General features: G+C 48.0%; 12 protein-coding genes. 4 read left to right on the top strand and 8 right to left on the bottom strand.

Features of this window, described 5'->3' with window-relative positions; translation table 11 throughout:
- Positions 1 to 87: 87 nt before the first annotated feature.
- Positions 88 to 1,782, bottom strand: coding sequence for a helix-turn-helix domain-containing protein (locus WD312_02465; protein MEX2563950.1), 1,695 nt, complete (start codon positions 1,780 to 1,782; stop codon positions 88 to 90).
- Between the two features lie 135 nt (positions 1,783 to 1,917).
- Here WD312_02465 and WD312_02460 point away from each other — a divergent pair, with 135 nt between their 5' ends.
- A complete protein-coding gene (locus tag WD312_02460; GenBank protein MEX2563949.1) occupies positions 1,918 to 2,565 on the top strand; it encodes a hypothetical protein in 648 nt (215 codons plus the stop codon).
- A 399-nt stretch (positions 2,566 to 2,964) separates the two neighbouring features.
- Here the strand turns inward: WD312_02460 and WD312_02455 are convergent, their stop codons facing one another.
- The 6 genes from WD312_02455 to WD312_02430 all read right to left on the bottom strand — a co-directional run bounded on the left by WD312_02455 (position 2,965) and on the right by WD312_02430 (position 9,248).
- Positions 2,965 to 4,113, bottom strand: coding sequence for a PQQ-dependent sugar dehydrogenase (locus tag WD312_02455; protein MEX2563948.1), 1,149 nt, complete (start codon positions 4,111 to 4,113; stop codon positions 2,965 to 2,967).
- Between the two features lie 165 nt (positions 4,114 to 4,278).
- Positions 4,279 to 4,836, bottom strand: a complete 558-nt coding sequence (locus WD312_02450) for a hypothetical protein (protein ID MEX2563947.1) — start codon at positions 4,834 to 4,836, stop codon at positions 4,279 to 4,281.
- Positions 4,837 to 4,986: 150 nt separating this feature from the next.
- Positions 4,987 to 6,270 carry a DEAD/DEAH box helicase gene (locus tag WD312_02445; GenBank protein ID MEX2563946.1) on the bottom strand — a complete coding sequence of 428 codons (1,284 nt, stop codon included), beginning with the start codon at positions 6,268 to 6,270 and terminating at the stop codon, positions 4,987 to 4,989.
- Positions 6,271 to 6,541: 271 nt separating this feature from the next.
- A complete protein-coding gene (locus WD312_02440) occupies positions 6,542 to 7,654 on the bottom strand; it encodes a vitamin K epoxide reductase family protein (protein ID MEX2563945.1) in 1,113 nt (370 codons plus the stop codon).
- 278 nt (positions 7,655 to 7,932) lie between these two features.
- A complete protein-coding gene (locus WD312_02435) occupies positions 7,933 to 8,616 on the bottom strand; it encodes a peptidylprolyl isomerase (protein MEX2563944.1) in 684 nt (227 codons plus the stop codon).
- A 32-nt stretch (positions 8,617 to 8,648) separates the two neighbouring features.
- Positions 8,649 to 9,248, bottom strand: coding sequence for a M23 family metallopeptidase (locus WD312_02430; protein MEX2563943.1), 600 nt, complete (start codon positions 9,246 to 9,248; stop codon positions 8,649 to 8,651).
- A gap of 75 nt (positions 9,249 to 9,323) precedes the next feature.
- On the opposite strand from WD312_02430, the gene WD312_02425 reads away from it, so the two are divergent.
- Positions 9,324 to 9,740, top strand: coding sequence for an SET domain-containing protein-lysine N-methyltransferase (locus WD312_02425; protein MEX2563942.1), 417 nt, complete (start codon positions 9,324 to 9,326; stop codon positions 9,738 to 9,740).
- A 6-nt stretch (positions 9,741 to 9,746) separates the two neighbouring features.
- On the opposite strand, the gene WD312_02420 is transcribed toward WD312_02425, so the two are convergent.
- Positions 9,747 to 11,540, bottom strand: coding sequence for an SLC13 family permease (locus tag WD312_02420; protein ID MEX2563941.1), 1,794 nt, complete (start codon positions 11,538 to 11,540; stop codon positions 9,747 to 9,749).
- A gap of 84 nt (positions 11,541 to 11,624) precedes the next feature.
- Between WD312_02420 and WD312_02415 the strand changes: the two genes are divergently transcribed.
- Entirely contained in the window at positions 11,625 to 14,381 is a 2,757-nt protein-coding gene (locus WD312_02415; protein ID MEX2563940.1) for an HAD-IC family P-type ATPase, read from the top strand.
- Between the two features lie 22 nt (positions 14,382 to 14,403).
- Positions 14,404 to 14,820, top strand: a complete 417-nt coding sequence (locus tag WD312_02410; protein MEX2563939.1) for an ion transporter — start codon at positions 14,404 to 14,406, stop codon at positions 14,818 to 14,820.
- The last annotated feature ends 32 nt before the right edge of the window (positions 14,821 to 14,852 follow it).

The following is a 14,852-nucleotide window of genomic DNA, read 5'->3' as shown; positions in this document are numbered from 1 at the left end:
CTGCGCCCTCTTTCACGTAGGCCACCTCATCCTTCTTGCTATATTGTTTCCAGAGTATATACAGTAATAAAGAAACAGCAAGCACACTCAGTCCAATTTCAGTATTCTCGCCAACTTTAACTCATCAAACGTATACTCATTATCAAAATGCTTCATCACAGGTGTGAGTTTTATGGTATCGAGTTCGTTGAACGCACCGTGAATATCATCCAACTCATCGAACGAGCGTTGCGTTTCTTCCCAGAGGTATTTGAGCGAATTTGGATCAAGCCGACCGTTATTAACCAACTTCTCGAGGTGTGAAAATACGGTCGATGCCGCTAGTCTGCGCTCTTTAGCGATATCACTGATCTTCCAGCCTTCATTCAGGTAGTTCAAGGTCTTCTCATACGTCTCGCCGGAACTGCTGCGGGCTCGCTTTTCTTCCTTTGACCCATGAAATTCCTCATCGCTTATCTCGCCGAGCGTCCCGTCGATCGCGGTTAAAAAGTTGTCATGCATTTTTTGAAGCTTTGCAGCATCTAATTCAGCAAATCTCTTCTCAGCCGCCTTTGATCGGCTGTGAAATTCCTGATCCTGATCAGCTACATCCGGATGCACCTGAAGCGCACGCTCGTTAAAGCCTATCAAGTGAAGACCTTTAAGTGTGCGCACACGTGAGAGCGCCACATACCCCTGCCCATACTCAAACGCTTTCGAGAGATCAACGATCGCCGAGTCCATACTCATTCCCTGACTCTTGTGAACTGTTATCGCCCAGGCAAGACGTAACGGAAGCTGATTAATCTTGGCCCGGATCTTGCCGTTGTGCTCGACTGCCCAATCCATCGGACCGACCGTGATACGCTCGCCGGTAGTGGTCTCGACGATCGGATTGTCAGAACTGTCAAAATCCACCACTTCGCCGACTGTGCCGTTCACATACCGCTCTTCAAAATTATTCTTGGTGAACATGACCACCGCGCCGATCTTTAATGTCAGCGTCTCCGGAGAAAGGCAGCCTCGTTTAAGCTGTTCAACAACAGACTTCGTGCCTTCAGAATGCATCTCATACGTACAGAGCTTTGTAGAGAGCTTGCCCAGCTCTTCGTCGTTGATACGATCGACGTCCGCGTTGTGACTGTACAGCTGCGTTGCCGGTTCATCGAGTTGGTCACCCGGATCCATCTTGCGTTCCCGAAGTGCATCCACGTGCTCGTCTCGCACATCGCGACGACGAAGCGCCGTGAGCAGAGAAAGAAATGCCTCATCTTCCTGTCGGTGTTGCTCGCTCAAATAACACACGACAGGTTTTGCCTGGCGCCAGGCATTTGAGCGAAACGCGAACTGCATCTGCCGCTCACGTGAGACCGGTGGCAACTGGAAGAAGTCACCGACGAACACGACCTGCATTCCGCCAAACGGCTCTTCGCTTTGACGCAGCGCCCGGAGGACCTCGTCGAGCGTATCGATAAACCGTGCGTCGAGCATCGAGACCTCCTCAACGATCAACACATCGGTCTTGTTCACTCGTTTGACCACAGCCTCTTTTTGCGTAAGCTCTTCGAGTGCCCACTCATCAAGCTCGGTTCGCGCACCGATCCCGCTCCAGGAGTGGATGGTGTAACCTCCCACGTGAGTTGCCGCAATACCGGTTGACGCGGTCACTGCAGGGTCTACGCTGTGTCGCTCCAGGTACTCAATATAGCGATTTATAGTGTGCGTTTTGCCTGAACCGGGCTCTCCGGTGAGAAATACATTGGCACCGATCTTGAGGATGTCGAGAGCTGTATCTTGATTCATAAATATGCACGTAGTATACCGTATCGACTACAGCTGACCAAAAGAACACTATCGTCAAAAGCATTTGACGAATCGCCCTTATACCGTAAAGTATAGTCTGTTGTACCTTTTTAGATCGGATCAGGAGGACACCCGATGAGCTCACTTGGACCTAATGAGGCACGTTTTACCTTGGTGCTACCGGCAGAAGAGGTCAAACTACCCTACCCAACAGAGATCAAGGACCTGCCACAGCAACTCACTCAAAAAGGAGCGAACCGCGCCAAGCAGCTGAGGAAATACTTTCAAAATCACAACGGCGCAAAGGTTTTCGATCTCATCGTGACATCGCAAGCCACAATAGGAATCAAAACGATCATGGAGGTAATGGAAGAATGCAGTATCAGGAGAGTAGAAATGCCTGAGCTTTTCTACCCTCAAGGCAAGGATGCATCGGATACGTACATTCGAGACAGCATGCAGATCTTCATGAACAGCGTCATGAGCAGTGCGCTTGACTCCTACAGTTTTCGTGGTCACGAGAAGGAATGCGAAATACTCAAGGATCTTGCCACAAGCGCCTGGAGTAGGCTTCTCCAAACTGTTCAAAAAAACAAGAGACGCAACATATTTATTGTCGGTCATAATATCCTTATGGCGGCAATGATCGCCTGGAGCGGGTGCTGCTGGGAACTTGGCTCCGACAGGATCACGGACCATAAATTCGGAGCCTGCGAGGGACTTGAGCTTATCGTCGACCTGTCTTACGGGGTTGTCTCTCGATCATCGATCATTCGTTTATAAACAGATCTTTCCAGACCGGAGAGTATCTTGCCGCACGGTTTAACCCTGTGCGGTTTTTATTTCTATTTTATTGTTACGATCTCTGTAAGATAACCAGCTGTCACTGCGTCTTCATATAAAGGCAGACAGCATTAGCGGATGGTTATAAATACGCTGGCATACAACACGTATTCATTCAAAGCCGACGCTTCTCTGCTACCACAAAGCTTAGTGATCAGATAGTGAATTCATGGGTTTCACTATCTACCGAAATTTTTAGCGCATTTGCACAGTTGGGCGGGAGCGCAAAAACCCATGCACCTGGTTACAATACAAACGTTCTGCTACAGAAATAGTTACAACACCGAGCGATGGCCGCCGGTGTTGTATTGCTATCTATTCAAGTTCAAGCAGGTTGTGTTAGTTACGAAAGACTTGCTCAGGATCAACACGTATTATGCGGTCATCATCTGTCGAAGACTCGCCCCTGCCGTCGCGATTTGAAGTGGTAAAGTAGAAATAACCGTCCGGACCAAGTCTGGTTGTGCGAATCCGACCAAATTCCTCAAAGAAATGTTGACGGATCTCCGTTACCTCCTCACCATCGAGCACCGCCTCATACACTGCCGCCCCTCTTAGACCGCCAAAGAAGATACTGCCGTCCCAGTAGGTAGCACTCGCCGGAGCCCAGGTAATATCCGGGCCGGAATGTTCTGCCGGCGCAATCATCCCCTCTGCGGTCTCATCTCCCTCTATCTCCGGCCAGCCATAATTACTGCCTGACTCGATGAGATTGATCTCGTCCATACCACTCTGTACACCGGAACGACCGTGCTCAGTGCTCCAGAGGCGTCCGCTCTCATCCCAGGCCAATCCTTGAGAATTTCGATGACCGTAAGAATACACTTCATTCTCAAATGGATTATTCGACGGTATTGAACCGTCCGGATGCACACGCAGTGTTTTACCGGAAAGCGAATTTATATCTTGAGCCGGATCACGCAGTCCCGCATCGCCGGTAGTAACATAAAGCAGACCGTCCGGGCCGAACTCCATTCGTCCGCCATCATGATACTGCGCACCTTCAATCCCCTCAATGACCACTTCCTCTTCAGAAAGCTCCCCACTATTATACCGATAGCGCACAACTTTATTCTCGAACACTCCTCTATCCGTGTCCTGGGCCATATACAGATATATCTGTTGATTTTGCTCAAACTCAGGATGCAGAACAATACCAAGCAATCCGCCTTCACCGCTCTGAACAACACCATCGACTGAGATGTGTGCTTGATCTTCCCCATCAAGATCCATTTCCACAAGTCTCCCACCACGCTCAGTTACCAGCATTCGCTCGCCGGGCAAGAAGGCAATATCCCACGGAACCGCAAGATCTGTTGCAATAACCTGCATTGCTTCCCTCTGGACTGAATCACCGTTAGCGTCTTGCTGCTGGTCCGTACTTGTTGCACTTGAGCCTGCATTGTTTGTCAGGGCTGTTCCAAATAAGTACCACGCCGCAGTGCCAACGAGCACCAGAATTATAAATAATATAAATATCCGCTTCATGAGTTTATATAGATTATTGATTTATAGATATTTCTCAATTATCAGCGCATTGTATCATTTTCTCCTATCTCATCCAGATAAGCTTACGTTATGTCAAAAGACCGCGGGAATATATCCTGCGGTCTTTTGTACGTTTATCCTTCTAACTCGATCTATGGTGAAAGATTAAATACTCTCACTGCTTCCCCCACTTTCAACCTCGAGCTCTAATGTTGATGTTGCCTGATCCTCCGCCTCTCCTTCTTCGGCATCATCTTCGTTTGATGAGCTAGCGTATTCGAGCTCGATCTGCTGTTCATCCTCAAATGTCAGACCAGCAGGGTCCTCGATCACCTCACCGTCAACGCGAGCAGTGAGGGTGTATCCTTCCCGCTCAAGGTCCTTGCCCCAGACATCAAAGAAATCAGCAAGCGTGAGTTCATCGATTCGGCTACGCTCAACTGTCTCAACGTGAAGCAGACCGCTTGTATCATGTGTGTGTACTTCTGCCATACATCCGGCGTTTACTCCAGTATTTGCCGGAATCGATTCAGGCTCACCATCCACGGTGATTGAAAGCGCTGGGTGGATATGTACTGCAAGGTTCGTGTGACCGTTTGGCAAGCAAGCAACATTCGTGTCTCGCCATGTTGACCCATCAGTTGTTGCTGCGCCCCAAACAAAAAATCCGATCGCAACGACTGCTAAAACTACTATAATTATGCCGTTCTTGTATTTTTTCATATATATCTATATTTAGACCACACTCTATCTGCCAATAATTAATAGGTACTATACACTACAAGCACGATGGTACGCCAGGATTAATTTGCGCAAAAGCAAAAACAGACAGCACGTGCTGTCTGTTTTTGTATCATCCTGCTACTATCGACGTTATCCGATGAACGTCAGTGCCTTTCCGGTTTTTCCGGCGCGACCTGTTCGGCCGATACGGTGAACGTAGTCATCGTAGGTTTGCGGAGTATCGTAGTTGATAACGTGCGAGACGTTATTAATATCGAGTCCGCGAGCAGCAACATCAGTTGCCACCAATACTTTGGCGTGTCCGTCTTTAAATTTCTTCAATGCTCGCTCACGTTGAGATTGACTTTTATTGCCGTGAATAGCTTCCGCACGAATACCGCGTTTGGTAAGCAAGGCAGAGAGTTTCTCAACACCACGCTTGGTCTCACCAAAAACAAGTACACGTTCGAAATCTGATTGATTCAAGAGATCGTGAAGAACATCAAGTTTGTCCGCACCTCGCGTTCGCACAACATCCTGATCCACCTGCTTTGAGGTGTCACCGGTTTTTACTGAAACAGTTACCGGTTCCTTCAAGAATGTGCTGATGAGCGCCGTGATCTCCTTCGACATTGTTGCCGAGAAGAACAGCGTATGACGCTCTTTAGGCATACCGGCCATGATCTGTTTCATGTCATCGATAAATCCCATATCAAGCATCCGATCAGCCTCGTCCAGAACAAGCGTATTAAAGCCGTTCAGAGAAAGCACTCGTCGCTCTACCAGGTCCTTCAGTCGACCGGGAGTTCCGATCACAAAGTGATTGTGTCGTTTCAAGCGTGAGATCTGTCGTCCGATCGGCGCACCTCCGACACATGATGTGGCAAAAATACGTAGTCCTTTCGTAAACGAAATAAGTTCTTGCTCGATCTGCTGGGCAAGCTCACGAGTCGGCGTAATAACCATTACCCGCTCTTTCGGATTATTTAATACCTTATCAATGAGAGGAAGCAGAAATGCTGCCGTCTTACCGGTTCCGGTGTTAGCGATCCCTACCACATCCTTACCCTCAAGAACATGTTTGATGATCTGATCCTGAATCGGTGTTGGGTCAACATAGCCCTTCGTAGCAATGTTGCTCTTTAGACGAGCATCGAGCGCAAAGTCAGCAAATTTGTGTTGTGGCTCGTATGCCTTAACTTCTGCCGCCGGTTCTGCTCGGTTAATAAAGCGTGCGATATCGATCTGCTGCTTTCCAGCTCTTCGACCGCCTCCGCGTCCTTTACTTCGAAAACCACCACCACCGTTACGTGAGCGTGATCGATTATTTCCTCCACCGTTATACGGTCGTGAACGTCTGTTTCCTGTACTTGCAGCTCCTCGTCCATATGAGCCACTTCGGCCATATGACCGACTTTGATTCTGTCTTTCCATAAAATAAATATGCACCGTAATAAACTACGGCCGGTGCTTTTACATACCGTTCATCGTCCCGGGAGTTGAACACTGCTTTATGCGTGCTGCGTTGAGACGAATGAACTGGTGATAGACACTGTACGTTCGACTCCTTCTTCCTGCTGAGTCACTCTTGTTTCTAAACGAGGAACTCGAGAAATACTCGCGAGATTTGATGTGCAAACATAATAGCTTGTATAGATGTAAAAGTCAACCCCGACACCTTGAATTAGCACTCTATCTACGCAAACTACTCATTTCCTTGCTTAACCGCCCGAAACCGACGCTCCACCAACCAAGCAACAGCAGCGGCAACGGCAAGTATTATACCGTATGCGCCAAGGAGCAGAGAAAGCGAATACTCCGGGAGGAAATTAAGCGTGAACGCATAGTACCAACTTGCAAGTACAAGGCCACCAACAATAAACGTCGGAAGTCGTAGTGCGTTCAACCACTCAGCACACGAATCTTTCTTAGTAGCGAACGGCATGAATACAAGGAACGGTGCGTACAAGATCATCAACACAGCAAGAGTAAAGCCGAGTGTTAGGAGCACAACGATCTGAGTTACCAGCGGAGCAGCAACAGATGTCAGAGGCTCTACCTCAACAGAGATCAGCATGATAAAGGATATCAGAAGTGTCACAAGCACAAAGCCAAATCCGGCCCACACAAGTTCAGTGAGTCCTTTGAGGGTTGTAAGCTCCTTATCGCTTATGTCCAAGTCTCTCAAGAAATTAAAGAAGAGCATAACAGCGCTTGTAGACGCCCCTACTCCCAAGGTATAACCAAAGAATTTGAGAAACTCAAGCAACCCCTCTATGCTCATGAGAAAATCATAGACCGGCACACCGGCGCGCTCAAGCGTAACAAACGATATCGCAAAGATCACCAGCGAGAACATAGAAGAAAGAATGCACCAAATGCACCATGCGCCGAGCAAGAATGCTTGCACGAACAACAAGTACAGCGAAAAAAGTGCTGCCGCCATTGTCGCTAGTGCGACAACAAGAAGTAGGTTTCCTTCAATGGCCTGCGGAATAAAAAGGAGAATTGAGTACGATATCGCAATTAAGGCGAAGTAGGTCATCCCAAGGATCTCAAGCGGGATACCAAAGAACTTCGAAAACCGACTATTGACCACCACGTTACAATCGGAACCACTTGGGCAGACCAGCTCTTCACCCGATCGCTTGGTCCTAAAAATATTGGCAGCAACCCCGAAACCTCCAAGTGCAACGAATAGAACGAAGCCGTAAAACCCGGTAGGCGGATACAAAAATAGCGTGAGAAAGAACCCTGCAACCCCAAACAAAAGCAAACCGAAGTATAACTGAAGCGAGGCCGGAAAACGATTTTTCATTGCATTTGAGTAGTTAGCGTAGTAATACATTTATATTACCACGGCGAAGAACATGTCTCGTGTGGATTAGAGCAACTAATACCTCTTGCTAAAATAAAAAAGTCCGAACCCTGGGTTCGGACATTTTTCCTTTTCCTCCTACTCTAAGCGTGGTGCGGTTCGTATGTTTATAAAGTGGTTGGGCTCCATTGTTTTCTTATGAACGAAGTGAATTAGAAAACAAGCAGTACTCTGGCAGTACTTTATAAACATATGTATCGTGACACGTGATCACCCACTTATTCTTCAACAACAGCCTTTTCGATCACTATGTCTTCCAGAGGCTTGTCACCCCCATCAGTCTCACTTGTTGCTATGGCATCGACAACATCCATGCCACTCGTAACCCGGCCAAAGATCGTGTATTGATACGGAAGCGGTGCATCTTGGTGCACAATGAAGAACTGACTTCCGTTCGTATCCGGACCACTGTTTGCCATCGCCACTGTTCCTCTGGCATAGCCGCGCTGAGCAGCTTCTGACTCCGGTTTAAGCTCGTCCTCAAAGGCGTACCCGGGTCCGCCGGTCCCTGTGCCTGTCGGATCACCTCCCTGGATCATAAATCCCTCAATAACCCGGTGAAATATAATGCCGTCATAAAATTCCTCGTTAGCAAGTTTTACGAAGTTACCGACCGTGTTTGGAAAATCATCGCCATATAATTCCATTGAAATATCTCCCTTCGATGTTGTAAGCGTTACGTTTTTTGTTCCCATAGTAGCTTGTTCTGAATTAGTTGTAACGTGCTCTGTATCTGCGCGATCATCCTCTGATGCTTGAATGAGACTATCCGAACCAACACTGTCTGAGCGAGAGCGGTCCAATAGATCTTCGTGTTCACTCTGAGCGCTCATCCAGATCACGAGTCCGGCAGCACTAGCCACGACAAACACAAGAATAAAAAATACTGTTATACGATTCATACGCTCTATCCTACCATACTCACCTCCTGCCACTAATCCCAGCGATCAACGAGTAACGGATACGGATTAACCGCGTCCCATCGTTCGGGATACAGAGCAAAATGAAGATGCGGCGGTGTATTCGTTGCATTGCCGGAGTTACCAACAAAACCAAGCACCGTATCAGTGGTCACCGCCTGTCCACGTCTAATACCGTCAGCGATCCGCTCTAGATGTGCGTAGTAATAATTCAACCCGCCCGGACCGGCCACCATTACGTTAATACCACCACGTGTACCAATATTCGTTCGAGTAACATATCCCTCAGTTGCGGAGAAAACCGGCGTTCCTCGCGTGGCAAAAATGTCAGTCCCGTCGTGCGTCCGACCCTCGCTACGTGCCGCACCCCACGTGTCGTCGATCTGATCAAGCACCACCCCGTAGACCGGCACCGGCAATTCAGTAACAGGCTCTCGCGCAGCCATTCGGGCCATATGGAACGGTAGAGCTAGTTCATGAGCAATATCAGCAACTGCAGTAATAATATCCGCCTTATTATTCTGATAAATGGAGATCGTGAAATACCAACTAGCAACACTCACAACAACAAGCAGTCCAATGATCGTATATTTAAATGCACGAGAAGATATCATTTTTCTATTTTAGCATTTAGCATAAGGTTTTTACATTGCATCGAATAGCAATAATGCGTATCATGCATTTCCACTATGTATCGAAAACAAGAACCAGCACGCGTTTCTGTTAAGCGCTCCCAGGCTGGACTCGGTCTTTTTGCTGATCAAGTAATAGAGAAAGGACAGTTTGTGATCGAATACACCGGCGAGATCATAACGAACGACGAAGCTGACAGACGCGCAAACAAGTATCTCTTTGAGATCAATACGAAGTGGACCATGGACGGAAGCGGCCGAGAAAACATTGCTCGTTACATTAATCACTCCTGTCGGCCGAACTGCGAGACCGACGTTATCAAACACACGATCAAGGTCTACGCTAAGCGTAAAATACAGCCCGGCGAAGAGCTGACCTACGACTACGGCAAGTCGTATGTTGATGAATACATCAAACCACATGGCTGTAAGTGCAATAAGTGCCGTACTCCTCAAGATACTTCGCAGAAATAGACTATTCTAAAGCGGCCAAAAGATAGGCAGGAGGATAAGTGATGCAACAACAATAATAATATCCATCGGCAAACCAACTTTTACATAATCAATAAACTTATACCCACCAGGACCAAGAACAAGTGTGTTTGACTCATGACCAACAGGCGTCAGGAATGCAGCCGCTGACCCGATCGCAACAGCCATCAAGAACGGGTCGATCGATGCACCAATACCGGTCGCGACAATAATAGCGATCGGCGCCATGAGCACAGCTGCTGTGGTTGAATTAATAAAATCAGACACAATTACCGTTGCCACCAAAACGATGCCAAGGAGCACAAGAGGAGTAGTTGTATCACTCGCAGTTATCAAAAAGTCACTGATCACACCGGCGCTACCGCTTGATTCAAAGGCTTCGCTGAATGCCAGCATTGAACCCAGTAAAATAAGAACCGGCCACTCGATACTTTCATAGGCTTGTCTGGTAGACATGATATTCGTAAGTATCATAGCCAGCGCAGCCGCAAGAAAGGCAATATGGACGGGCACAAGAGACATTGTTGCGAGCGCGATAGCGACAACAAAAATAGATAACGAAATGATGACATGACGACTTCTGCCGAACGAAAGCCCTCTATCAGCAAGCGGATAACAACCAAGGGCGGAAAGGGAGTCGTTAATACTCTCCTTACGTCCTTGGAACAAAAGAATGTCACTTTGACGGAATGTGATCTCTTCGAGCGGAACTGAAAGCCTTGCTCCTTGTCGAGCCACCGCCAAGAGATTAACACCGTATCGCAAACGAAGCGGTATACTTCCCCAAGACCTGCCGACAAGAACCGATCGAGGTGTTACCACTGCCTCGACATCTCCTTGTTCCTCATCCGGCGTAACTCCTGCCTCTTTTGCCTTACTCTGTGGTGTCTCAAATTTTGCGGACTCGATCAGTTCAGTGAGGACCTCAGGCTCCGCCGAGACAATAAGCACGTCCCCTTCTTGGAGTACTTCGAAACCTGAAAATTGGTGGAGGTGGCTTTCACCACGCTGTATACCTCGTATTGCAAACGCTAGACCGGTCTGCTCCGGTATATCCTTAATATATGTACCGATCAGCTCAGAGTCCTCTGTTGCTTTTATTTCAGTTGTATAGTTCCTCACTTCAAAAAGATCGCATTTATCCGGCGATCCGCAGCGTCGATTTGGGAGCAAGCGCCAGCTAATGAAGGCGAGAAAAATGATACCAACGATCGCTAGCGGTAATCCGACCAGGGCAAAGTCAAACATCCCGAAGTGCTCAAAACCGGACTCGTCAGCTCGAAAACTTGAAACAATAATATTCCTTGGCGTACCGATCAACGTAAGAAATCCTCCAAGGTGCGAAGCGAACGCGAGTGGTATAAGAAACTTCGAAGGCGAGATATCATTATCCTTTGCAACGTGAATGGCGATCGGCAAAAACAACGCAAGCGCCCCGATATTATTAACGAACGCAGAAACAAACGCCACCACGACAATAAGCAAGAAAAGTTGAATGATCGGATGATGGCCGATCGAGATGAACTTACGACCGATAATATCGATCACGCCGGAGAGCACAAGCCCCTGACTAATGATGAACATCGATGCAACAATAATAATTGCGGGATGCCCAAAACTCACAAACGCTTCCTCCGGAGCCAGCAAGCCTGCAAATATGATCGCAAGCAAGGCGAGTAGAGAAACTATATCGTAGCGTAACTTTCCTCTTATAAACTCCGACATCATGGCCACCAGGACCGCAAAAATAAAAAGCTGGGAAAGTAACTGGGGGTCGAACATAACACTAAAAGTATATCACGCTAATTTGTTCACCTATGTTAATAATACACACCCGGGAATGCTGTGAAGCAGGTATAATGAAAAATGAATTTTATAGAACCATTTTATTACATGACCTCATCGAAAAAACCGAACGAACGAAAAAATACAAGAGAAGCAGCATGGTATAAACTTGAGGCAAGTGACGCTCTCGAAAATCTTGATGTAAAGGAAGAGGCCGGTCTGAGCGACAAAGAAGTTGTAGAGCGCCGTGAACTCTACGGTGCCAATACACTACCCGAAGCCGCAACTGATACACTCCTGGCAATATTTATTCGCCAATTCAAAAGCCCGCTCATCTATCTTTTGATGGCCGCGGCCGGAACCGTCCTCGCTCTCGGCGAGTATATTGACGGTGGTATTATCGTTTTTATTCTTCTCTTCAACGCGATCGTCGGAACGATCCAGTCATATAAGGCACAAAACACGCTTCTTGCGCTTAAGAAATTTGCCGAAACCTCCGCCACCGTTAAACGAAACGGCGAAGAGGTGGTCATTAAAGACGAGGAGCTTGTTCCGGGTGACATTATTATCTTAAAAGAAGGCGAAAAAGTTCCGGCTGATGCACGGATCATTTCCAGTCATAACCTACACGCAAAAGAGTCCGCGCTCACCGGTGAATCGGAGGCGATAAGCAAACACAGTGACCGGATTGACGAGAGCGATCTTCCGCTCGGTGACCGGCGCAACATGGTCTATCGTGGAACCAGTATTGTTGCCGGCAACGCAGTGGCCATTGTTACCTCGACCGGCTCAGCAACTGAAATAGGTCGTATCTCTCAAAAAGTAGAGAAGATAGATATGGAAATACCGCTCCAAGCGAACATCCGTCGCCTATCTCATGTGATCGTTGGTATTGTTCTTGTGCTTGCGTCGGGTATTGTCGCCTACGGTACTATTGTCGGCCAAGAGTTTGAACATATGTTCACTCTTGGTGTGTCTGTTATTGTTTCCGCTGTTCCCGAAGGGTTACCGATCGTTATTACTCTTGTTCTAGCAACCGGTGTCTGGAGGATGAGCAAGCGTAACGTTCTAGTCAAGCAACTACAGGCCGTTGAAGCACTTGGCGAAGCAGATGTTGTCGCGGTTGATAAGACCGGGACCATCACCAAGAACGAACTTACTGTTCAAGAAGTTTTTAGCCATGGCACACATTACACAGTGGATGGATTTGGGTTTGAGCCTAAAGGAGATATCACACGTGAAGGTGTTCCCCTCGCTGACCCAAAGAACGATCCGCACCTCCATCGTGCAGCACTTGTTGGAACCCTTGCTTCAACCGCGAATATTTCATATGACACAGAAAAAGAATTCTGGTCTATAAGCGGCGACCCGACTGAAGCAGCTCTCACTGTGCTTGCTCAAAAAGCCAGCCTCTCGACACGCAAAGAACTTATTCAACAACACCCGCTTCTCGACGAACTTCCGTTTGAATCTGCGACAAAGTACCACGCCATGTTGCACCAAATGGACAGCGGCGAGAAAATGATGGTCGTTGTAGGTGCGCCGGAGATCCTGCTCGAGAAATGCGACAAACATTTCGAAGGAGACAATGCCATCGAGCTAACAGAAGATGCACGAGAGAAGATAACCGGTCAGATTAACGAACTGTCAGGAAACGGATATCGCGTGCTTGCGTTTGCCAAACATTCTCTTGAAAAAGATTCACTCTCCCCGGATGATATTTCCGGTCTCACATTCGAAGGTCTGTATGCTATGCGAGATGCACTACGAGAAAATGTTGCGGAATCGGTTGCGACCATTGAAGGCGCTGGCGTGCGCATGATGATGATAACCGGCGACCATAAGATCACCGCTCAAGCGATCGCGAAAGCCTCGGGGATCTACAAGGATGGTGACGGTATCATGGAAGGAGTAGAGATCGACAACCTCAGCGATAGCGAGCTTGCTGAGCGCGTCGAAAATGTCAGTGTGTTTGCCCGTGTCTCTCCGGATCATAAACTGCGCATCATCGCCGCCTTTAAAGCCCGCGGTGAAACGATCGCCATGACCGGCGACGGAGTGAATGACGCGCTTTCACTCGTCTCTGCTAATCTCGGTGTAGCAATGGGTAAACAAGGGACCGAAGTTGCCAAAGAGGCATCAGACCTAGTGCTGATGGATGACAACATCTCAAGTATCGCCGCAGCTATCGAAGAAGGCCGAGCGATCCATCAGAACATCAAGAAAGTAACACTTTTCCTCTTTACGACCAGTCTTGGTGAGATCTTTATTATTATCACCGCACTAGCAGTCGGTCTGCCGGTTCCGATCACCGCCGCACAGATCATCTGGTTAAACTTCGTTACCGATGGATTCCTCGATGTTGCGCTTGCCATGGAACCAAAGGAAAAGAATTTGCTTCGACGCTCATTTCCCAAACCAAGCAAGTGGATCGTGGAAGGATTTATGCTTCAGCGTATGTCGATCAAGGCCGGGACAATGGTTGTCGGTTCACTCGGAATGTTTGTGTTCGCTCTTTCTCATGAAACCCTGCCGTATGCTATTACCGTAGCAGTAACGACCATGGCTGCCTTCCAGTGGACCAAGATCTGGACTTGTCGCTCAGACTACGACTCTGTTTTCCAGGAGAGCATGGCTGCCAACAAGTACCTGCTGGGGGCATTCACGCTTGTTATCATTCTTCATGTTTCAGCACTCTACACACCATTTCTCTCAAACCTTCTCGGCTTCGAGCCGATCGCGGCAATGTACTGGCTCATGATCATTCCGGTTGCCCTATCAGTTATCGTAGTAGATGAGATCTGGAAGGTTGCACGGCGTCACAACGAAAAACGCTAACGATCCTGCGTGAATATCTTCTATGAGCACCTTCATTCGAACCCAGATATATAAAGCCCAGCACGGATACCTCTATGAATCCACGCTCGGGGTGATGGCAATACTGAGCCTTCTGTTTCTCGCCTACGAGATGCTGCTATCACCTCCTCCGGACCAGCTTGTTATTCTTCAGAGCTTTGATCTTGCCGTCGCCTGGATATTTCTTGCGGATTTCATCGTCGGTTTTACAACAAGCACCCGACGGAACAGATACGCCAAGGAGAACTGGCTCAACCTGCTCTCGTCTGTACCGATCAATGCTGAGGCAACACGTTCACTTCGCATTCTTCGTATCGCCCGATCCCTTCGAGTTATTCGAGCTCTTGCCGCGGTTTCCAACGTTCAGCGTACAAAAAAACTGGCGCGTAAAACTTGGCGAACGATCCATCCGGCAAAATAACATTGCGAATCGGTAGTAAAAAAGCGGCTGAA

It is taken from the genome of Candidatus Paceibacterota bacterium, assembly GCA_040905715.1.
In the GTDB taxonomy this organism is placed as follows: Bacteria; Patescibacteriota; Minisyncoccia; order Phycocordibacterales; family CSBR16-193; genus JBBDHZ01.
Note: the sequence above shows the minus strand (reverse complement) of the source record. Positions and strands in the feature narration are given on the sequence as shown.